This window comes from Streptomyces sp. NPDC001852 (assembly GCF_042891825.1).
Classification (GTDB): Bacteria; Actinomycetota; Actinomycetes; order Streptomycetales; family Streptomycetaceae; genus Streptomyces.
The window spans coordinates 241140-260444 of record NZ_JBIATN010000006.1 but is presented as its reverse complement, the minus strand read 5'-3'; the positions used below and the strand labels follow the sequence as shown (position 1 = coordinate 260444).

Genomic DNA, 19305 nt, shown 5'->3' with positions numbered 1-19305 from the left:
GGGAAACCCTGCAGGTCATCGAAAGTAGGGATTTCACGCAGTGCGTCGGCAAGGCTATGTCAATTCCTGGGAGTGAGAATATGAAACCAGCGGAAGTCCGGTAAACATGGGGAGTAGCTTGCCAAGGTACCATTCGCCGTCCGCGAATCGTTCCATCCCTTGTCGTGGGACCATGTTCTTATTCGGTGTGACTAGTAGGGACTTCCCTGAGTCGGCAACGATGAAAATACAGCCGGCGTCGCCCTCTCGGTGCGTCATGATGAAGCCGCAGGCATGACCTTGAACGCGTACCGACTCCAGTTCACGCACCACCTCTTCTCTTACATTCTTCGTCACGGCGAACCATTCGAATAGGTCAGTGTCGGTCACGTATGCCAGATTTTCGCCATCCTCGAACCTCCATCCGGCCGCCTCGGCCGCAGCAATGATGTTCGGGATTGACTCTTCTTGAGACATGCTGAAATCGAACTCTACGTCCGTACTCATCACGCCTACCTTTCCTTGCGCTGCGTCTGTTTGGGTGAGTCAAGATGCCGGGCAGAAAACCGCATCCGTACAATTCTACCCCCGGGGAATGACCCTCCAGGGAATCCCCTTCTGATTCAGGAACGAGATGATGTTGTCCGGTATCTCGTTTTCCGATATCAAGCCAAACTGTGCGCCGTTCTCACGCGCAATTCGCCGTGCATCGCCAAGCTTCGACTTGAACCTCAACATTTCCTTCTCGTTGGAGTTCACCCTGTCCCAGTAGCGGCCTGATTTCGCCTCGTACCAGGTCTCACTGCCGGTCGTCGGGTCGGTGTATTGCCCGTCAAATTGGCGACCACCAGTTTTGAAGCCGGGCCTTCCATCGGGACCCGGAGTGCCACCGAGCTTCTCCATGAGAAAGTCTTCATAGGAATCTCCGCTCTCCTGCGCTATCCTTCCGCGGCTCTTCCCCTCCGGCCCGCTCCGAGGCGGCTCACCCGAAGATGACGCCCCCTGCCCGGACATGCCGTCCCCTCGCGCGCCGGCTGCCATGAGGACGATCCCGGCCGTGCCGAGGATGGCGGCATTGGCGATGGACTCCGCTGTGAGGGCGCCGGCCACTCCGCCTCCGGCGAGCGCGAGGCCTCCGGGAGGGAACAGGGCGAGCAGGGAGAGCAGGAGGAGGGCGAAGCCGAGATAGACCAGGAAGGTGTTCAGCGCGTCGAGCAGGTGGAACGTGTGGATCGCCCTGCCGCCGGGGCCGGCGTCGCCGAAGCCACGCCACAGCAGGAGTGCGCCGGTGGTGGCCGAACCCAGTGCGGTACCGAGACGGAAGCGGTGAACCGCCAGCAGTTCCGCCGTGGGCTGGGCCGACGCCGTCCGCCAGGCACGAAGCAGGGTGGTGAGCTGGTAGGCGATCCAGGCCAGGGCGGCGATACCGAAGCCCATGAGGATCCTCGGCCCTGAGCCGGTGCTGAAGAACTTCTGGAGACCGGCAGTCGAGGTGAACGAGCCGATACCCAGGAACAGTAACGAAGGCAGTACGAGCACGCACGGGATCACTAGGAGCCACCGCTCCCGGGAACCACGGGCTGCTCGGGCCGCCTTCAGCAGACCGCGGACGTACAGCCCCCGCCATACGTGCGGGTTGTCGGATGCGTCCATCCGAGCGATGATCCCGGCGGTCACCCGACGCAGTTCCTCGGTGTCGGCGGGGGGTGCTGACGCGGCGGCGTACAGCAGGGAGCGCCGCAGCCTGACATAGCGCAGGACGATCAGCAGGCTCCATGGCGGACGCCAGACGGCGTACCGCAGCAGAGCTCCCGCGCTGTCGCCGTCGACGCGTTCAGAAGTGAGCAGTAGGCCCGGCACGATGCGCTTGCCGCGGTAGATGTGGCGCAGGTCGACGACCATGGCGATGGCCAGGCATGTCAGTGGCGCCGCCCACGCCTGCCCGTTCAGAGATTCAAGCCAGTGCGCGGCCTGGCTGGTGGGTTTCTGGACCGCGTAATTGTTCACCGTGTGATACGCGGCAGCGGCCGCGAGCGGGACCACCGAGAACAGGCGTAGCCAACTTCGTGCACGCCACAGCAGCCCGACCCCAAAGCCGGCCATAGCCGTCCACACCAGATGGGAGAAAGTTTCGGTGGCCGGTGGACCGAGCATGTCCAACTGGCTGAACGGCGCTGGTAGCCACGCCGTCAACACCTGCCCCAGACCCGGCACGTAAGGCGGAGACAAGCTGTCCGGGATGATCCAGCCCCCACCGCGGGCGATCGCCCGGTTCGCGTCCAAGCCGTACCGCAGTACCGCCTCCAGCAGACCGAACCCGCCCCCCAGCGCCGCACCCAGCACCGTGAAGTCGGTCAGCCCCCACTGGCGGCGCACCTTCAGACTCAACCCGACCAGCAGGAGAGGGGAAACCTTGATCAGTTCCTCCACCCAGGGCGCCACCGTGTAGCTGGTGGTGTCCACCACCGTCACCAGCGACTGTCCCGACTGGTGCGCGTAGAGACGGGTATAGGCGAACTCCACCAACGCAGTCGCCACGCCGCACCCGTACACCCCCAGGGCAAGCGCCAGCAGCACGGTCAACAAGCGCACCGAGCGGGTCGGCCAGGAAACAGCGAACAGTTGCAGCACACCCCAGACGGCCGCCACCGTCATCATCAACGTCACACCAGGCCCCCGACGCACCGGAACAACCATCGATTCGCGACAGTGAACCTGATGCTATGGAGTCAACTAGCCGCACAGCAAGCGAATTGAGAGCCTGGGTTAGGCGACCGTGGGGAGGATGCAAATCCTTCCAATTCCGATGCTGAGAAGTCTCCGTACGCAACGCCGGATCAACCTGGCGGTGAGGCTGTACAGGGAGAGAGCGGGGTCGACGCTGCGGCAGCGGGGTGTCTGACCGGGTCAGCGGCCCAGCGCGCGCCGGGGCAGCGGTGAGGAGTACACGACGCTGGTGGTCACCGAGCCCAGCGCGCCGATCTTTCCGGAGATCTCCTCCAGGTGCGCCATGGAGCGTGCGGCGACCTTGATGACGAAGCAGTCGTCGCCCGTCACGTGGTGCGCCTCCAGGATTTCGGGGGTTGTGGCCACCAGGTCGTGGAACGGCCTGTAGTTGCCGTTCGGGTAGCGCAGCCGGACGAACGCCAGGATCGGCAGCCCGAGCCGCTCGGGGTCGACGACCGCCGCGTAGCCCTGGATCACACCTGCCTCCTCCAGCCGGCGGACCCGTTCGGTGACGGCGCTCGGCGACATGGAGACGGCCCGCGCCAGCTCGGCATAGCTGGCCCGGCCCTCGCGCTGGAGGACCTCGAGTATGCGCCAGTCGGTGGCGTCCGGGGAATACACGGTCATCCCGGATGGATAGCAGGGAAATCCCGGCGTGGACAAGGGGAGCGCCGGGGATCTCCCCTTCAGGGAGCGGGGCTCCGACCGTAGATTCTTCACCATGATCACCGATGAGAACCCCGTCCTGCGCGTCCCTCCCGCCCCGCCCGCCGAGGCGGCCGCCCACTTCCGGGCGAGCCTGGCCTTCCACGCCGACGTCTCCGACGTGGCCGCCGCGCTCGCGGCCGGCGGTGACCCCGGCTTCGTCGTCGTGGACTCCCGCTCGACCGAGTCCTGGGACCAGGGCCACATCCCCGGCGCCGTCCATCTGCCCACCGCGCTCATCCCCGAGCAGGCCGAGCGGCTCCTGGACAAGTCCGTCCCGGTGGTGACGTACTGCTGGGGTCCGGCCTGCAACGGCGCCACCCGCGCCGCCCTCGCCCTCGCCGAACTCGGCTACCCGGTCAAGGAGATGCTCGGCGGCTTCGAGTACTGGGTGCGCGAGGGTTTCGCCTACGAGAGCTGGCAGGGGCCGCAACAGCGGAACGCGGACCCGCTGACCGCGCCCGTCGAAGGCGAGTGCGGCTGCTGACCGGCGCCCGTGTAGGTTCTCTGCCCATGGCTCGATACGCGGATCCAGGCGCGCTGGAGTGGGTGGAATCGGGCGGCGGCCCACTGATAGCCGTCCCGGAGACGGTGCTGCCGTTCTGGGCGGGCGCCGACAGCGAGGAACTCGACACCGACTACGACCGGGCGTGCGAGGTCGACGGCCACATCGGTCTGCTGCCCGTCGGTGACAGCGCGGCCCTGGTGTTCGGCGAGGAACCCGCCTCCACCTCGTACCTGCCGGACCACTCCACCTTCGTACGCTGGTCCGCCGCCAACTCCGAGGCGGAGCTCCTCGCCGGTGTCCCCGCCGCCCTGCACGCCGCCGTGTGGGGGAGCGAGGTGCACTGGCGGGTGCCCGGCCCGGTGCTGCTGTTCGACTCGGCCTGGCCGGGCGGCACCGCCGCCCACCAGGAGCACCTGCGGATCCCCCTGGAGCCGGGCTCCTACGCGGTGCGCGCCGCGTACGCCCAGCCCGGCCCGGAGACCTGGCTCGGCCTGGTCCAGCTCCGGCGGCTCAGCCCCTGACCGGACCGCCGGGGGCCGTCAACGCAGGCCGTCGAACGCGATGTTCAAGTGCCTCGGACCGCGCAGCACCGCGTTCTGCCGGTACGGCGGAGGGTCCTCGACCAGACGGGGACCCTCCAGGCGCCGGGCCAGTTCCGACAGGGCGATCTGGGTCTCGAGACGGGCCAGCGGAGCGCCGAAGCAGCTGTGGATGCCGCTGCCGAACCCGAGGTGCTGGATGTCCTCGCGGTCCGGGTCGAAGCGCTCGGGGTCCTTGAACCGCTCGGGGTCGCGGTTTCCCGCGGCCAGCATCAGCCAGATGCGCGAGCCCTTGGGGATGGTGACCCCGCGCAGCTCGATGTCGGCGATACAGGTGCGCTGCGGCACGATCTGCACCGGCGGCTCGTAACGCAGCAGCTCCTCCACGATCCGCACCGACAGGCCCGGGTCGTCGCGCAGCCGCTCCAGGACCTCCGGGTGGCGCAGCAGCGTCAGCATGCCGTTGGTGATCAGGTTGACGGTCGTCTCGTGGCCCGCGATGAGGAGCAGCACCGCTGTGCTGAGCACTTCCATCGTCGTCATGGCGCCGTCCGGACCGCGACTGTTCACCAGGTCGGAGAGCATGTCGTCGCGAGGTTCCCGGGCGCGCTGCTCCACCAGTCCGTTCAGGTACATGCCGAGCTGCAACCGGGCCTCCTGCGCGGTCCGCTGCGATGCGGCGCTCGTGCGGGTGTCGGGGTCCAGACCGGCGACGATCGGGTCGACCCAGGCACGGAAGCGGGGCTCGTCCTCGCGCGGCACGCCGAGCAGCCGGCAGATCACGGTCACCGGGAAGGGGTACGCGAACCGGTCGACGAGGTCGATCTGCCGTGCGTCCCCGAAGCCGTCGATCAGCCCGGTGACGATCTCACCCAGCTCGCCCCGCATGCTGTCGATCCGGCGCGGCCTGTGTGGGGGCCCGAAGGAGCTCATGGCGATCCTGCGCAGCCGGTCGTGCTCCGGCGGGTCGAGCCGGATGAAGCTGGGAGGCAGCCCCGTCGCCTCCGGCCCCGACAGCTCGTCGCCCCCGGCGGCGGCCAGATTGGCGGCGTCGGAGCTGATCCGCGGATCGTGGAGCAGGGCCTCGATGTCGTAGTACGAGCTGATGACGTAGGGGCCGTCCTCCTCGTGGAGCACCGGCGTCCTGCGGAGTTCCTCGTACAGCGGATAGGGGTTGGCGCGGTTGGCGAAGTCGGTGATCTGGCGGGACAGCGAGGCCTGTGGCATGACAAGTCCTTGGAACATCGGCGCCGGGCGGCGGTCAGTGGCGGGCGGGGTGGAAGACCAGCTGCTGGTCGGCCGGTGAGTAGCCGCTGAGGGTCACGGTGGGGCCGTGGGTCGGCAGCGACGGGTCGGGGAAGTCGGCCGCCACCGGCCGGCGGCCCTCGGGACGCCGGTCCACCGTCGGGTACTCCACCGGGAACGGCGCACCCCGCTCGATCTGCCGTGCGTAGAACTCCAGCCATCGGGTGTTGTCGAAGCTCACGGCGGCGATGACGCGGCCCTGGTAGCCGTACACGCCGACGAACCGGCGTTCGGCCAGCGAACCCTGCGTGATCATGAGCTGTTCACCCATGGGCGGCACGCCGACCGACTTGATGTTCACGCCGAACATCGACGACCAGAAGGCGGGCATCCACAGGTGCGGGCGCCGGTCGGCGCCGTGGCAGATCATGTTGTGCGCGGCCGTCTCCGCCTGGGCGACGGCGTTGCCCCAGTGCTCCAGCGAGAGGAACTGGTAGCCGAACAGCGCGTGCGGGGAGCGCGCGACGTCACCCGCCACGAAGACGTCGTCCGTGACGATGCCCCGGAAGTCGAAGGCACGGCAGCCGGCGTCACAGGCGATCCCGCGGGGTCCGGCGCCCAGCCCCGACCCGGCCAGCCAGTCGGTGTTGCGCAACGAGCCCAGCGAGACCACGACCACGTCCGCCTCGACGACACTCGCGTCGGACAGGTGGACGGCCCGTACCCGTCCGACCGGGTCGCCCTGAAGCGAGGTCACCGTGACCCCGGTCCGCAGATCCACGCCGTTCTCGGTCTGCAGGCCGGCGGCGACCGCGCCCACCACGCCGCCGAGCGCGCCCACCAGCGGCGCACCCGCCCGCTCCGCCACGGTGACGGGGATGCCCATCTCCCGGCAGGCCGAGGCGACCTCCGAACCGGCGAAGCCGGCACCGATGACGAACACCCGGCGCGGCCCCGCCTTCAGCCGCCGGTACAGATCGGCCGCGTCGTCCCGGGTCCGCAGCAGGCAGACGCCGTCCAGCCGGGCCTCCTCCTCCCTGGGCCAGGGCCGGGCGCGTACCCCGGTGGCGATGAGCAGCCGGTCGTAGTCCACCTCGTCCCCGTCGGCCAGCCGTACCCGCTTGGCCGCCAGATCCAGACCGGTCGCCGGGACACCGAGCCGCCACTTGGCGTCGATCTCCCTGCGGTGCGGCAGCTCGGTGCGGTGCGGTGAGGCCATGCCCAGCAGGACGGACTTGGACAGCGGCGGCCGGTCGTACGGCTCGTACGGCTCGTCGCCGATCAGGGTCAGCTCGCCGGCGAAGCCCTCGGCGCGCAGGGTCTCGGCGGCGCGCAGGCCCGCCAGCGAGGCACCGACGATCACGATCCGGCCCTCGCGCCTGAGCCAGTCGACGTGGTCAGCGGGCATCGGACGCCTCCTGGACGCCTCCCGCGTCGTCCAGCCCGTCCGCGCTGATCGCCTGCACCGGGCAGGCGGCGACGGCGCGGGCCAGCCGTTCCCGCTGTTCCTCGGGGGCGTGCGGATTGTAGATCAACGCCTCGTCGCCGTGCATGGCGAAGACGTCGGGCGCGAGGAACGCGCACTGGGCGTAGCCCTGACATTTGTTGAGATCGACGACGAGCCGCATCGGCGCTCCGCCTTCCGGTGGCCAGGTCCGGTGCGCCGGCCCAGTCGCCCGGCATGCCCGGACGGCGGTCATGTCCCGTTTGTCAGCATCAGTCCGGTACGGCGAGATCGCCCGTCGGGGAACCCGTCCGGGTCGCCCGCACCGGGCCCGCCCGGCCGATCCGTCACGCCCGAGGCGCGGGACGTGAGCGCGAGCGCGCGCCCGCCACGAGGATGTACCCGCTGAGCACCAGCGACCAGGCGGGAAAGACCAGCTCCGACCAGGGCACGTTGCCCGAGCAGAAGAGCAGCGTCAGGGCGGTCAGGCAGCCCAGGGCGGTGAGCCGGCGGGGCAGGACCCCGAGACGGTGGCCGATCGCCGACACCACGGAGACGAAGACGGCCGCCATCCGCATCGCGTACCCCACCATCATCGTGTACGCGAAGTGCCGGCCGAAGTCCCAGGACGCGGGTGCGGGCGCCGTGCCGGCCGGGTGCGCGACCGAGAGCACGGCACCGGCCGCCGCGGCGGCGCCGAACATCGTGGCCGTGAAGACCAGGCCGCTGCCCAGGAACACGGTGGCCAGGAACCTGTCCTCGGCCGCGCCGACGTGCGCCCGGATCGCGCCCATGAACCACAGGAAGAAGATGCCGGCGAACGGCACGAGCGCGAGGGCCGTCTGCAGCGCGCCGCGTCGCGCGGAGTTGGTGAACCCCTGGGCGGTGGCCGCGCCGGCTCCCTGGGGCAGCCCCAGCCGGACCAGGACGATCGCCGCCGCGAGCAGCAGCGCGAACACGACTCCGGCCAGCCCGGCGGCCCGCGGCGCCTCCAGCGCCTGCTGCGCCGACCCCTTCCGATGCATGCCGGCCCGCCTCCTCAGCGACGACTCCGCCACCAGCTAGCCCCCTGCCCGTCGGCCCCCGCCACCGGTAACGGCCGGACGGCGGAGCGATGTAAGGGCACGGGACGGCCATGACCACGGCTGCGCCGGGGCCGGGACCACCAGCAACACGTGGCCCCTGGCGAGGGGTGAGCCGGCTCGGGCCGTCACGGTCCGGCCGGCCCTGCGACCTTCCTCGGCCACGCAAGAGGAGCCCTCCACGCTTTGGGAGCGGTGGGTGCGGTCCGGGGCTGCAGCCCCGGACCGCACCCGACCCGCCCTGCGCCACGGCTGCCCACGGCGGGGCGGCATGGGGTGGTCCGGCGGTCGGCTGTCGGTGTCCTTGGGCCCGGAGTCGAGAGGAGGCGGCTCGGCGGGTGCGGTACCGGCGGTCATGCTCCAAGTCGTCGCCGCATTCGCTCGCACGCGCGCGTGTCTTGTCTCGGCCCGGTCCTCCGCGCGCGTGGCTCGGCCGAGGTGCACGCCTCGTGCACGCGTGTCGTGTCCTGGCCCAGCTTCCCGCGCGCGTGCTTGTCCCGGCCCGGCTCTTCTGCGCGCGTTGCGCCGGCCCAGGTCTCATGCGTGCGTGGTTTGGTCAGGGCCCAGCACTTGTGTGCGCGCCTCGCCCCGGCCGGCTCCCCGGCGCGCGCCTCGCCCTGGCCCAGCCCCCCGGCGCATGTGCTTCGACCAGCTCCCTGATTGCGCATGGCCTCTGGCCCGTCAACACGCGCGTCCTTGCGCTCGGTTCCTCAGCGCGCGGGCCTCGCCCCGGCCCGTGGTCGTGCGGCCCTGGCCTGAGATCGTGCCTCGCCCCCTTCTCCGATGCGGTCGCGTCCCCGGTGTCTGACCTCGCATCCGCATGCCCCACACCGTCCGCCGTCGGCCCAGGTCCAGGTGCCTGGCCTCGGCCTCGCCCCCAATTCGCTCGCGCCCCGCCGACCCCACCCCTAGGGTGATGCGCCATGCCTGCGAACAAGAGCCCGGCACCGCAAGACCCGCGGCGCGACCCGTTGCCCCTGCGCGGCCGTACCGCCCTGGTCACCGGGGCGAGTCGGCGGGCCGGGATCGGGCATGCCGTGGCGCGGCGGTTGGCGGCGTACGGGGCGAGCGTGTACCTGCATCATCATGTGCCGCACGACGCCGCGATGCCGTGGGGCGCCGACAGTCCCGAGGCTGTCGTCGGCTCCGTGCGTGCGGTGCTCGGTGATCCCGGGGCCCGTGTCGTGTCCGGACCCGGTGACCTCGCCGACCCGGAGGAACCGGCCCGGCTGATCGACACGGTCGTCGGTGAGTTCGGGCGTCTGGACATCCTCGTCGCCAACCACGCCCTCAGCGGCTCGGACGGCACCCTGGACGAGATCGACGCAGCGATGCTCGACGCGCACTGGGCGGTCGACACCCGCTCGGTCCTGCTGCTCGTCCAGGCCTACGCCCGCTCACGCGCCCGGCCGACCGATGGTGTTCCCGGCGGGCGGGTGGTGTTGATGACCTCCGGACAGGACCGCGACGGCGGCATGCCGGGCGAGATCGCCTACGCCCTCCAGAAGGGCGCCCTCGCCTCGATCACCCGCTCCCTGGCCGGTCCGCTCGCCGACCGGGGCATCACGGTGAACGCCGTCAACCCCGGCCCGGTGGACACCGGTTACGCCACCGGTGAGGCCCATGCCGCAGTCGCGGCCCGGTTCCCCGGCGGGCGCTGGGGCCTCCCCGACGACCCGGCCCGCCTCATCGCCTGGCTGGCCACCGACGAGGCCGGCTGGATCACCGGGGAGGTCATCAACTCGGAAGGCGGCTTCCGGCGCTGATGCCGGGCGGTCAGAGCCGGGCCAGCTCGTCCACCAGGTCGTCCAGGCCCAGCGAGCCCTGCGACAGCGCCGCCATGTGCCAGGACTTCAGATCGAACGCGTCGCCGTGTCGCTCGCGCGCCTTCTCCCGGCCCAGCAGCCACGCCCGCTCACCGAGCTTGTAACCGATCGCCTGCCCCGGAATCGTCAGATACCGGGTCAGCTCGCTCTCCACGAAGTCCGCCGGCCGGCTGCTGTGCGAGCCGAAGAACTCCTGCGCCAGCTCCGGCGTCCACCGCTCGCCGGGGTGGAACGGCGAGTCGGCCGGGATCTCCAGCTCCAGGTGCATGCCGATGTCCACGATCACCCGGGCCGCCCGCATCATCTGCGCGTCCAGGTAGCCGAGCCGCTCCTCGGGATCCGTGAGGTAGCCCAGCTCGTCCATCAGCCGCTCCGCGTACAGCGCCCAGCCCTCGGCGTTGGCGCTCACCCCGCCGACCGTCGCCTGGTAGCGGGACAGGTTCTCGGCCACGTGCACCCACTGCGCGAGCTGGAGGTGATGCCCGGGCACGCCCTCGTGGTACCAGGTCGAGACCAGGTCGTAGACCGGGAAGCGGGTCTGGCCCATGGTGGGCAGCCAGGTGCGGCCCGGGCGGGAGAAGTCCTCCGACGGGGCCGTGTAGTAGGGGGCCGCCGCACCGCCGGGCGGGGCGATGCGCGACTCCACCTTCCGCACCCGCTCGGCGAGCTCGAAGTGCGTGCCGTCCAGGTTCTCGATGGCCCTGTCCATCAGGCCCTGCAGCCACTCCCGCACCTCCTCCACACCCTCGATGTGCCGGCCGTGCTCGTCGAGGTGCGCGAGCGCCACCCACGGGGTCCCGGCGCCCGGCAGGATCTTCTCCGCCTCCTGCTTCATCTCGCCGAGGATCCGGTGGAACTCCGACCAGCCGTACGCGTACGCCTCGTCCAGGTCCAGATCGGTGCCGTTGAAGTAGCGGGACCAGCGCGCGTAGCGCTCGCGGCCCACCGTGTTCGGGGCGCCCTCGATCGCCGGCGCGTACACGTCCCGCAGCCAGTCCCGCAGCTCCACCAGGGCGCCGGTCGCCGCGCGGGCCGCCTCGTCCAGCTCCGGGCGCAGCGCCTGGGGTCCGGCGGCGGCGAAGTCCTCGTACCAGCCGCGGCCCTTGCCGTCCGTGTCGGTCCACTCGGTGAGCTGCTCGATGTACGTCGCCGTCGGCCGCGGCGCCGCGAACAGCTTGCGGTCCAGGCCGAGTTGCAGCGACTCACGGTAGCCCGCGAGCGCTCCCGGGACCGCGCGCAGCCGCTCGGCGATCGCCGCCCAGTCCTCGTCCGTCTGCGACGGGGTGACCGTGAAGATGTCCCGCACCGAGTGGCCCGGCGTGGCCATGTTGCCGACCGCGCGCAGGTGCTCGTCCGCGTCGTGCACGGCGAGTTCGGCGGTCAGCCGCTCCCGCAGCAGCCGCCCGCAGCGCCGCTCCGCGTCGGTCTCCGCCCCCGGCTGCCGCTCCGCCTCGTCCAGCTTCGCGAGGGTGGTCCGCGCCAGCTCCGCGAGGGCCGCCTGGCCCGCGGGCGAGTAGTCGGGCAGGCGGCTCGAACTCTCCTTCACACCGAGGTAGGTACCGGTGACCGGGTCGAGGGCGATGAGGTCGTCCACGTACGCGTCTGCCACCTGGCGGGGCAGCGGGCTCTTGGTCTCAGACATATGACCATCCTCGTACGAGAAGGATCACCTCGTCACCCACGTATGGGGGATTCAGCTCTGGGCGTGGCCGGGCGGCAGCAGCGGCCCGCACTCCCACTGCTGGAAGATCAACCGGGTCTCCACCCGGGCCACCTCCCGCCGCGCCGTGAATTCGTCGAGCACCAGCCGCTGCAGATCAGCCATGTCCGCGACGGCCACATGCACCAGATAGTCGTCCGGCCCGGTCAGATGGAACACCGTCCGTGCCTCCGGCAGCGCCCGGATCCGCTCCACGAACGGCCCGACCAGCTCCCGCCGATGCGGTCTGACCTGCACCGACAGCAACGCCTGCAGCCCACGGCCGATCTTGGCCGGATCCAGCTCCAGCCGGTGCCCGAGTATCACGCCCGACCGGCGCAGCCGGGTCACCCGGTCCAGACACGTCGACGGCGCCACGCCCACCTGTGTGGCCAGATCACGGTAGGTGGTCCGGGCGTCGTTCTGCAGGAGCCGCAGCAGATGGAGATCCACCGGATCCAGTACGACAGATTCGGCCATTGGCCGAACGTAGCACGGTGTTCGAATCCAGTGAACCGTTCGCTGTTCACCCTTCCGCGCATGGACACAGCGAGCACCGGTGCCTACGACGGCGTACGCACCGCATCGAGAGCCCTGGCCACGGAGGCCGTGCACGCCGGCCGCGACGATCTCGCCCGCCAGGGCCTGCACGCCCCGCCGATCGACCTGTCGACCACCTACCCCTCGTACGACAGCCGAGGTGAGGCCGCCCGCATCGACGCCTTCGCCACCGACGGTGCCGACCCGGTCGGACCGCCGGTCTACGGGCGTCTCGGCAACCCGACCGTCGCCCGCTTCGAGACCGCCCTGGCCCGCCTGGAGGGCACCGAGTCCGCGGTCGCCTTCGCCAGCGGCATGGCGGCGCTCAGCGCGGTCCTCCTCGCGCGCTCCGCGATGGGACTGCGGCACGTCGTCGCGGTACGGCCCCTGTACGGCTGCAGCGACCATCTGCTCACCGCCGGGCTGCTCGGCACCGAGGTCACCTGGACCGACCCGGCCGGCATCGCCGACGCGCTGCGCCCCGACACAGGGCTCGTGATGGTCGAGTCCCCGGCCAATCCGACCCTCGCCGAGCTCGACCTGCGGGCCGTCGCGCACGCCTGCGGTTCGGTGCCCCTTCTCGCCGACAACACCTTCGCCACGCCCGTTCTGCAACGCCCGGCCGAGCACGGCGCCCGCCTGGTGCTGCACAGCGCCACCAAGTACCTCGGCGGCCACGGCGATGTGCTGGCCGGAGTGGTCGCCTGTGACGAGGAGTTCGCGGGCCGGCTGCGGCAGATACGGTTCGCCACCGGTGGCGTCCTGCATCCGCTGGCCGGCTATCTGCTGCTGAGGGGACTGTCCACGCTCCCGGTGCGGGTGCGGGCCGCCTCCGCGAACGCCGCCGAACTGGCCGGCCGGCTGGCCGCCGACCCGCGCGTGGCTCGTGTCCACTATCCGCGCATCGGCGGCGCGATGATCGCCTTCGAGGTGAACGGCGATCCGCACGAGGTCATCTCCCGGGTCCGGCTCGTCACCCCGGCGGTGAGCCTCGGCAGCGTCGACACGCTCATCCAGCATCCCGCTTCCATCAGCCACCGCATCGTCGACGCCGACGACCGCCGCGGCGCGGGGGTGAGCGACCGGCTGCTGCGGTTGTCGGTGGGGCTGGAGGACGTCGACGATCTCTGGTCCGACCTGGACCAGGCGCTGGGGCAGCCCGTCCGGACGCCGGCGCCGCTGCGGGAAGCGGTGCACTGAGGGGCACCGGCCGCCGCCCCGTGCGTGGCGCGAGGTTCGGCACTTCCCCCACTGCCTGAAGGGCGTGGGGGACGGCCACCGACACCGCCGCCTCCGCCGGGTGCCTTGGCGGGGGATTCGCGGCGGCGCGGGTGTCTTGTCAGCGCGCCGGGGCCCGGCTGCCGCCGGGGCGCGACCGGCCCCGCAGCCCGGGGCCGGGACCCCGGCCTCGTCATCTCCCTACCGGCCCCCGGCCGGCTGCGGCCTCTGCCCTGGGTCGGCGCCGCAGCCTTGTCGTCGGCCGGCCCGGCCGCCCGCCCGGCTGCCGCCTCCGCCCCGGGCCGGTGTCCCGCCCGGCCCCCGCTTGGACGCCGGGCCCGCCCGGGGTGCACACGGAGGTCGGCGAGGGCCGGGCCGTGGGTCAGTCGCGGCGGGCCGGGCCGCCGAGGCGCCGGAGGCCGGTGTCGTACGGCGACCGGGCGGCGTCCCGTGCGGTGTGCAGCCGGGCGGTGATGACCAGCGTGCCCTCCTCTATCTGGTAGTCGAGGGGCAGGCCGAGGCCGCGCATCGCGGCGACCATGCCGGTGTTGGACGCCTGCGTCACGGCGTACACGCTCTCGCAGCCGGCCTCCACGGCCATCGCCACGAGCCGGCCGAGCAGTTCACCGCCGATGCCGCGCTGCTGCCAGTCGTCCTCGATCAGCAGCGCGACCTCGGTCTCGTCGCCGTCCCACAGCAGATGCCCGAGGCCGACGATGCGGCCGGAGGTGGTCTGCGCGGCCAGCGTCCGGCCGAAACGGGGGCTGAGCAGGTGGTTCAGATAGCGGGCCGCGTCGCCGACCGGGCCGTGGTAGCGCATCCCGAGGGTGCGCGGCGAGCACCGCTCGTGCATCGCCCGTGCCGCGGCCACGTCTGCGGTGTCCGCCCGGCGGATGGTGATGTCGTTGCCCTCGGGCAGCGTCAACACGTCCTTGCCGCGCGGGATGCGTGGACCGAGCCGGTTGTCGAGGTCCACCAGCGCCCGCGCCCGGGCGAACTCGGTGGGCGTGAACGGCAGATACGGCCGCTCCACGGTGAGCACCCCGCCCTCCGGGGCCGGCAGCCGCATCAGGGTGTCCTCCAGTACGCCCTCGACCGGCACCGGCTCGGGCCCGCGGCCCCCGCCGACCGGTGTCCCGGGCAGCGAGCGGATCGTGCACCGACCCAGCAACTGGCGCAGCGCAAGCGGTAGTTCGGCGGCGTCCAACGCGGTGCGCGCGGCCAGCCCGAGCACTCGGGTGGGGGCGTCGACCAGGTCGTGGGCGTCGGCCCGCTCGATCCAGGTGGACTCCCCGCCGGCCTGTGAGACCGCCCGGGTGAGCTCGGTCGCCTCCAGAGCGCCCGGAGCCCGCAGCAGGAACTCGTCCACCGTGCCGTCGGCGAGCGGGTGGGTCTGGAGGCTCAGGATGTCGACGCGCCGCCCGGCCAGTGCGGTGCACAGTGCCGCCAGCGAGCCGGGTTCGTCCTTCACCGTGGTCCGCATCCGCCACAGCGCACCGGTGTCGGCCACGTCGTCGCTGCCGGCCGCGTCGTCCGTTCCGTTGCCCGGCTGCCCGGACGGCCCGGCCGACCGCGTCTCGGCGGCCGGCCGGGCGCCGGTATCGCTGGCGGGCGGTGCGTGGCCGTGGCGGCGTGCCCACCAGATGTGGAAGCCGGCCGTCGCGGCGAGCACGAGCGCCGAGATCACCAGCAGGGCGGGACCGTCCGGGCCGTGCCCGACCAGGTTCGCCACCCCGTCGGCCACGGCGACGGCCGTGAACAGCGCGGCGAGCTCGACGACGTCCCGTCGCCAGTGGTGTACGGGGCGGCCGTGCTTCGCCCGGGTCACATCAGACATCTCTGGAGTCATGCAGCCACTGTGAAGGAACGGTGTTGCGTGATCACGAACTGCTTGTGACCGATGGGTAAAGCATGCTCCGTCCGTTTTGTTGGATTTTCTACGTCCTGTCGGCTCCGCGTCGCTCGGCCCCAGATCGTGGCATTGTCGTCATCCAGTGCTCGCGTCATACGAAAACCGTAGAGGCGACCACTGACAATCGGCCTGACCTGCGAAGGGCCGTAGGGCAGAGGCGTTGACCGTGCCGCGCTCCGTGGGATGACGCCGGTGCGCGGCACGGATGAAGGGTACGGGACCGGCGGCCCCGCCCGTGCCTACTGGCCGACCCGGCCCGGCTGGAGCGTCTGCGTGAACAGCACGGTGCCGTCGTACTCGCGCAGCCGGACCGTCAGTTCGCCGCTGTCGCCGTCGATGTCGACCTCGCCGAAGAACTGGTAACCCTGGGCCGGCGACACATTGGACGCGGTGGGCGCCTTGACGAACACCCGGTCCGGGCCGAACGTGCCGTCCAGCGCGTTGGCCGGGAAGGCACCCGCGTTGAGCGGGCCGGAGACGAACTCCCAGAACGGCTCGAAGTCCTTGAACGCGGCCCGCGAAGGGTCGTAGTGCTGGGCGGAGGTGTGGTGGACGTCGGCCGTCAGCCACACGGTGCCGGTGATCCGCCGGTGCTTGATGAAGCGCAGCAGTTCGGCGATCTGCAGCTCACGGCCGAGCGGAGCGCCCGGGTCGCCCTGCGCGACGGCCTCGAAGTTCGGCTTGCCCTCGACGGGGTCGGGCACGACCAGCCCGAGCGGCATGTCGTTGGCGATCACCTTCCACACCGCGCGGGACTTGGCGAGCTCCCGCTTGAGCCACTCCAGCTGCTCGCGGCCGAGGATGCCCACCGGGTCCGCGGTCTGGTTGTCGGGGGAGTTCGCGTTGCGGTAGGTGCGCATGTCGAGCACGAACACGTCGAGCAGCGGACCGTGGTGGACGACCCGGTAGATCCGGCCGTCCGGGCGCTCGCTGACGGTCGAGATCGGGAAGTACTCGGAGAACGCCTGCCGGGAGCGCAGTGCCAGGTCGTCGAGCCTGGTGCCGGCCGGGTAGGGGGTGCCGGTGCCGATGACCTCGCCCGGGTACCAGTTGTTGCGCACCTCGTGGTCGTCCCACTGGATGATGTTCGGCACCTGGGCGTTGAACCGGCGCAGCGCCGAGTCCAGGAGGTTGTAGCGGAAGTTGCCCCGATAGTCGTCCAGGGTGATCGCGACGTGCGACTTCTCCTCGGTGGTGACGTTCCGGTAGACGCTGCCGTCGGGCAGGGTCGCGGTCGCCGCGATGGGGCCGTCGGCGTAGATGTTGTCGCCGCTGCACAGGAAGAAGTCGGGGTCGACCTTCGCCATCGCGTCGAAGATGCGGTAGCCGCCGATGGACTCGTTGATGCCCCAGCCCTGTCCGGCCAGGTCGCCCGACCACACGAACCGCACGCCCTGACGGCGCCGGGCGGGCGCGGTACGGAAGGTTCCGGTGACCGGCTCGCTCGTGCGGCGCGGGTCGTCCGGGTCGGCGAGCAGCACGCGGTAGTGGACCTGCTCGCCCGACGGCAGACCGTGCAGCCGGGTGGTGCCGGTGAAGTCCGTGCCGGAGCCCAGCAGCGGACCGTGCCATCTGCGCGGGTTGTGGAACGACTCGGTGGCCGAGGTCTCCACGATCATCCGGGCCGGCCGGTCCGAACGCACCCACACCAGGCCGGAGTCGGTGGACACGTCGCCCGCCTGCACGCCCCAGCTCGCCTGGGGGCGCCCGGAGCGGGCGAACGCCGGGGCCGCGCCGAGGCCGACGGGCAGGGTGAGGGCCGCCGACGCGGCGAGGCCGCCGCGCAGAACGCTGCGGCGGCCGGGGAACGGACGGTCTGACATGGCTGTGCCTCCAGGAGCGGGATCCGGCCGGTGTGCAGAGCCACACCTACTGGGAGGCTGCGGCGCGCGCGCAAACCCGAAGTGAACAACGAGCCCTGGGGCAGAGCCGCCGGGCGGAGCCCCGTTCTCCGCACGAGCCCGTCGGCCGGCCGTCGGTGCCTTACGGCGTCGCAGCCACGCGTGCGTACCGCCGGGTGCCGTGGGAGGCCACCCCGGGGCGCGGCGGGCGGGCACGTCACGTCCAGCTCGGCGGAAGGATCCGTGCCCGTTCGTACGCGCGCGTACAGCGCGGCACCGGTGGCCGGGCAGCTCGGCACCGAGGGCCACTCCCGCTCCCCGTCGGCTTCAGCGCTCCGAAGCTCGCCCGCCGTCCGGCGTGTTCAGCGGCTGCCGTCCAGAATGACCCGCGCCACGAGTGCGGGGTCGTCGTTCATCGGGCAGTGGCCGCAGCCGGGCAGCCGTACCAGCCGGGCGTGCGGGATCAGCTGCTTGGCGCGCACGCCCTGACGGCGTACGAGGAGCCGGTCCCGGGAGCCCCACGCCACCGTGACCGGCAGACCCGGCAGCTCGTCGGTGAACCGGACCGTGGCGCCCGCACGCAGCGTCGCGTCGAACCCGGTGGCGCCCACCAGTGCGAGCGTCTCGGCGACGACGGCCTCCGGGGGGCGGCGCGCGGGTCGCGCGTAGATGGTGCTCGTCAGCGCCGTACGGCCGGCCGCGGTGCGCGACAGCCGCTCCACCAGCGGCAGCGGAAGCCGCTGGGCGATGCCCCGCATCGCGAGCAGTACCGTGAAGGCGTACCGGCGCTCGGCCTCCGTCCAGAAGCCGGCCGGGGACAGGGCCGTGACGGACCGTACGAGCTTCTCGCGGCCGAGCTCCAGGGCGAGCAGGCCCCCCAGGGAGTTGCCGGCGATGTGCGGCCGGTCCAGCTCCAGCGTCTCGAACAGGGCGCCGAGCACCGCGTTGGTGGTGGGCAGGTCGTAGGCGAGGCCGTCCGGCAGCCCCGGGGACGCCCCGAAGCCGGGCAGGTCGACGGCGATCACGTCGCGCTCGGTGGCGAGGATGTCCACGACCGGGTCCCAGGCCTGCCGGTGATGGCCGATGCCGTGCAGCAGCACCAGCGGCTCGCCGTGTCCCACGCGCGCGTAGGACACGGCCACGTCCTTCGGGCCGAGCGGAGTGGGGACCTTGAAGGAGGCGGTGGCGGACATGGGGTGCTCCTCGTCTGGGTGCTGACGGACGCCGTAGACAGCTTGTCAGCAATTGCTACCGGCCGGTAGCCCCCAAGGGCAGTACGCCGGCGCCGCGACGGTGGTCAATCCGCCCGGCGCACCTCGATGTTGAAGTCCGCGGTCCCCAGCTGCCGCATCATGGTGAGCCACAGCGGCAGATACATCTCCGTCGCCCGCGCCGCCCGGATCCCGCCCAGGTCCAGCACCCGCTCGGCCGGCCAGCCGAACTCGCCGAGCAGCGCCGTCACCTGCGCCTTGGCCCCGGCGTCGTCACCGCACACGAACAGGTGGTGGGCGCCCGGCACCCGGCCCGGATCCACCATCACCTGACAGTTGACCGTGTTCAGCGTCTTCACCACGCGCGCGTGCGGAAAGGCCCGCTGGATCTGCTCGCCCACACTGTCCGACTCCACCGGGTCCAGCCGCGGTTGGCCGTCCTCGAAGGCCAGCGGATTGGAGACGTCCACCAGGACCTTGCCGTCGAGGTGCTCCGCGCGGGCCGCCCGCAGGGCGTCGAGCGCCACCCGGCCGCCCACCGCGTTGATGACCACCTCGGCCGCGGCGGCCGCCTCCGCGAACGTGCCCGCGCGGGCACGCTCCGCGGAGGCCGTGGCCCACTCCAGCGCCACCGGGTTGTCCTTGACGCGCGACCCCAGGGTCACCTCGTGCCCCAGCTCCACCAGCCTGCCGCCCAGCGTGCGGCCCACCTCGCCCGTGCCCAGCACCGCGAATCGCATCGGCCACCTCCCGTTGCCGGCCGCCTGCTTCCGGCGGTCCGCGGTCATTGTGATCCGGACCCGCGCCGGACGGGCCGATTCCGGGTGGA

Annotated in this window: 17 protein-coding genes; 4 read left to right on the top strand and 13 right to left on the bottom strand. The window is 71.5% G+C overall.

Annotated elements, in window-relative coordinates:
• Positions 1–54: 54 nt before the first annotated feature.
• The 3 genes from ACFYZB_RS13315 to ACFYZB_RS13305 form a co-directional block, all read right to left on the bottom strand.
• The gene (locus tag ACFYZB_RS13315; RefSeq protein ID WP_388757926.1) at positions 55–486 is read right to left on the bottom strand and encodes a hypothetical protein; all 432 of its coding nucleotides are present in this window, start codon (positions 484–486) and stop codon (positions 55–57) included.
• Between the two features lie 75 nt (positions 487–561).
• Complete coding sequence (locus tag ACFYZB_RS13310) at positions 562–2637, bottom strand: PrsW family glutamic-type intramembrane protease (protein ID WP_388758118.1); 2076 nt, start codon at positions 2635–2637, stop codon at positions 562–564.
• Positions 2638–2886: 249 nt separating this feature from the next.
• A complete protein-coding gene (locus tag ACFYZB_RS13305; RefSeq protein WP_388757924.1) occupies positions 2887–3333 on the bottom strand; it encodes an Lrp/AsnC family transcriptional regulator in 447 nt (148 codons plus the stop codon).
• Between the two features lie 94 nt (positions 3334–3427).
• Here ACFYZB_RS13305 and ACFYZB_RS13300 point away from each other — a divergent pair, with 94 nt between their 5' ends.
• Both ACFYZB_RS13300 and ACFYZB_RS13295 read left to right on the top strand, forming a co-directional pair.
• Positions 3428–3898 carry a rhodanese-like domain-containing protein gene (locus ACFYZB_RS13300; protein WP_388757922.1) on the top strand — a complete coding sequence of 157 codons (471 nt, stop codon included), beginning with the start codon at positions 3428–3430 and terminating at the stop codon, positions 3896–3898.
• A gap of 26 nt (positions 3899–3924) precedes the next feature.
• Complete coding sequence (locus ACFYZB_RS13295) at positions 3925–4440, top strand: immunity 21 family protein (RefSeq protein ID WP_388757920.1); 516 nt, start codon at positions 3925–3927, stop codon at positions 4438–4440.
• 18 nt (positions 4441–4458) lie between these two features.
• Here the strand turns inward: ACFYZB_RS13295 and ACFYZB_RS13290 are convergent, their stop codons facing one another.
• The 4 genes from ACFYZB_RS13290 to ACFYZB_RS13275 all read right to left on the bottom strand — a co-directional run bounded on the left by ACFYZB_RS13290 (position 4459) and on the right by ACFYZB_RS13275 (position 8172).
• Positions 4459–5685 (bottom strand): cytochrome P450, encoded by a 1227-nt coding sequence (locus ACFYZB_RS13290; RefSeq protein WP_388757918.1) that lies wholly within the window; start codon positions 5683–5685, stop codon positions 4459–4461.
• A 34-nt stretch (positions 5686–5719) separates the two neighbouring features.
• The gene (locus ACFYZB_RS13285; protein ID WP_388757916.1) at positions 5720–7111 is read right to left on the bottom strand and encodes an NAD(P)/FAD-dependent oxidoreductase; all 1392 of its coding nucleotides are present in this window, start codon (positions 7109–7111) and stop codon (positions 5720–5722) included.
• Positions 7101–7331 carry a ferredoxin gene (locus ACFYZB_RS13280; RefSeq protein WP_351204996.1) on the bottom strand — a complete coding sequence of 77 codons (231 nt, stop codon included), beginning with the start codon at positions 7329–7331 and terminating at the stop codon, positions 7101–7103. The genes ACFYZB_RS13285 and ACFYZB_RS13280 overlap by 11 nt, the downstream gene beginning before the upstream one ends.
• Before the next feature lie 163 nt (positions 7332–7494).
• The gene (locus tag ACFYZB_RS13275; protein ID WP_388757914.1) at positions 7495–8172 is read right to left on the bottom strand and encodes a hypothetical protein; all 678 of its coding nucleotides are present in this window, start codon (positions 8170–8172) and stop codon (positions 7495–7497) included.
• Positions 8173–9152: 980 nt separating this feature from the next.
• Here ACFYZB_RS13275 and ACFYZB_RS13270 point away from each other — a divergent pair.
• Complete coding sequence (locus tag ACFYZB_RS13270) at positions 9153–9995, top strand: SDR family oxidoreductase (protein WP_388757912.1); 843 nt, start codon at positions 9153–9155, stop codon at positions 9993–9995.
• Positions 9996–10005: 10 nt separating this feature from the next.
• Here ACFYZB_RS13270 and ACFYZB_RS13265 read toward each other — a convergent pair whose 3' ends face one another.
• Positions 10006–11697 carry a DUF885 domain-containing protein gene (locus ACFYZB_RS13265; protein ID WP_388757910.1) on the bottom strand — a complete coding sequence of 564 codons (1692 nt, stop codon included), beginning with the start codon at positions 11695–11697 and terminating at the stop codon, positions 10006–10008.
• A gap of 51 nt (positions 11698–11748) precedes the next feature.
• Positions 11749–12234 (bottom strand): Lrp/AsnC family transcriptional regulator, encoded by a 486-nt coding sequence (locus tag ACFYZB_RS13260; protein WP_351204988.1) that lies wholly within the window; start codon positions 12232–12234, stop codon positions 11749–11751.
• 60 nt (positions 12235–12294) lie between these two features.
• Here ACFYZB_RS13260 and ACFYZB_RS13255 point away from each other — a divergent pair, with 60 nt between their 5' ends.
• Positions 12295–13494 (top strand): trans-sulfuration enzyme family protein, encoded by a 1200-nt coding sequence (locus tag ACFYZB_RS13255; protein ID WP_388757908.1) that lies wholly within the window; start codon positions 12295–12297, stop codon positions 13492–13494.
• Between the two features lie 400 nt (positions 13495–13894).
• Here ACFYZB_RS13255 and ACFYZB_RS13250 read toward each other — a convergent pair whose 3' ends face one another.
• From ACFYZB_RS13250 to ACFYZB_RS13235, 4 genes are all read right to left on the bottom strand, one after another.
• On the bottom strand, positions 13895–15361 hold the full coding sequence (locus tag ACFYZB_RS13250; protein ID WP_388757906.1) for a GNAT family N-acetyltransferase: 1467 nt from the start codon (positions 15359–15361) through the stop codon (positions 13895–13897).
• 302 nt (positions 15362–15663) lie between these two features.
• A complete protein-coding gene (locus ACFYZB_RS13245; RefSeq protein WP_388757904.1) occupies positions 15664–17247 on the bottom strand; it encodes an alkaline phosphatase D family protein in 1584 nt (527 codons plus the stop codon).
• Positions 17248–17627: 380 nt separating this feature from the next.
• Entirely contained in the window at positions 17628–18458 is an 831-nt protein-coding gene (locus tag ACFYZB_RS13240; RefSeq protein WP_388757902.1) for an alpha/beta fold hydrolase, read from the bottom strand.
• A gap of 104 nt (positions 18459–18562) precedes the next feature.
• Positions 18563–19216, bottom strand: a complete 654-nt coding sequence (locus tag ACFYZB_RS13235; protein WP_388757900.1) for an NADPH-dependent F420 reductase — start codon at positions 19214–19216, stop codon at positions 18563–18565.
• Positions 19217–19305 lie beyond the last annotated feature (89 nt).

Excerpts from the sequence above, each read along its gene's own strand:
- ACFYZB_RS13315 (WP_388757926.1), bottom strand. The coding sequence starts at position 486 with ATGAGTACGGACGTAGAGTTCGATTTCAGCATGTCTCAAGAAGAGTCA.
- ACFYZB_RS13310 (WP_388758118.1), bottom strand. The coding sequence starts at position 2,637 with ATGATGACGGTGGCGGCCGTCTGGGGTGTGCTGCAACTGTTCGCTGTT.
- ACFYZB_RS13305 (WP_388757924.1), bottom strand. The coding sequence starts at position 3,333 with ATGACCGTGTATTCCCCGGACGCCACCGACTGGCGCATACTCGAGGTC.
- ACFYZB_RS13300 (WP_388757922.1), top strand. The coding sequence starts at position 3,428 with ATGATCACCGATGAGAACCCCGTCCTGCGCGTCCCTCCCGCCCCGCCC.
- ACFYZB_RS13295 (WP_388757920.1), top strand. The coding sequence starts at position 3,925 with ATGGCTCGATACGCGGATCCAGGCGCGCTGGAGTGGGTGGAATCGGGC.
- ACFYZB_RS13290 (WP_388757918.1), bottom strand. The coding sequence starts at position 5,685 with ATGCCACAGGCCTCGCTGTCCCGCCAGATCACCGACTTCGCCAACCGC.
- ACFYZB_RS13285 (WP_388757916.1), bottom strand. The coding sequence starts at position 7,111 with ATGCCCGCTGACCACGTCGACTGGCTCAGGCGCGAGGGCCGGATCGTG.
- ACFYZB_RS13280 (WP_351204996.1), bottom strand. The coding sequence starts at position 7,331 with ATGCGGCTCGTCGTCGATCTCAACAAATGTCAGGGCTACGCCCAGTGC.
- ACFYZB_RS13275 (WP_388757914.1), bottom strand. The coding sequence starts at position 8,172 with ATGCATCGGAAGGGGTCGGCGCAGCAGGCGCTGGAGGCGCCGCGGGCC.
- ACFYZB_RS13270 (WP_388757912.1), top strand. The coding sequence starts at position 9,153 with ATGCCTGCGAACAAGAGCCCGGCACCGCAAGACCCGCGGCGCGACCCG.
- ACFYZB_RS13265 (WP_388757910.1), bottom strand. The coding sequence starts at position 11,697 with ATGTCTGAGACCAAGAGCCCGCTGCCCCGCCAGGTGGCAGACGCGTAC.
- ACFYZB_RS13260 (WP_351204988.1), bottom strand. The coding sequence starts at position 12,234 with ATGGCCGAATCTGTCGTACTGGATCCGGTGGATCTCCATCTGCTGCGG.
- ACFYZB_RS13255 (WP_388757908.1), top strand. The coding sequence starts at position 12,295 with ATGGACACAGCGAGCACCGGTGCCTACGACGGCGTACGCACCGCATCG.
- ACFYZB_RS13250 (WP_388757906.1), bottom strand. The coding sequence starts at position 15,361 with ATGACTCCAGAGATGTCTGATGTGACCCGGGCGAAGCACGGCCGCCCC.
- ACFYZB_RS13245 (WP_388757904.1), bottom strand. The coding sequence starts at position 17,247 with ATGTCAGACCGTCCGTTCCCCGGCCGCCGCAGCGTTCTGCGCGGCGGC.
- ACFYZB_RS13240 (WP_388757902.1), bottom strand. The coding sequence starts at position 18,458 with ATGTCCGCCACCGCCTCCTTCAAGGTCCCCACTCCGCTCGGCCCGAAG.
- ACFYZB_RS13235 (WP_388757900.1), bottom strand. The coding sequence starts at position 19,216 with ATGCGATTCGCGGTGCTGGGCACGGGCGAGGTGGGCCGCACGCTGGGC.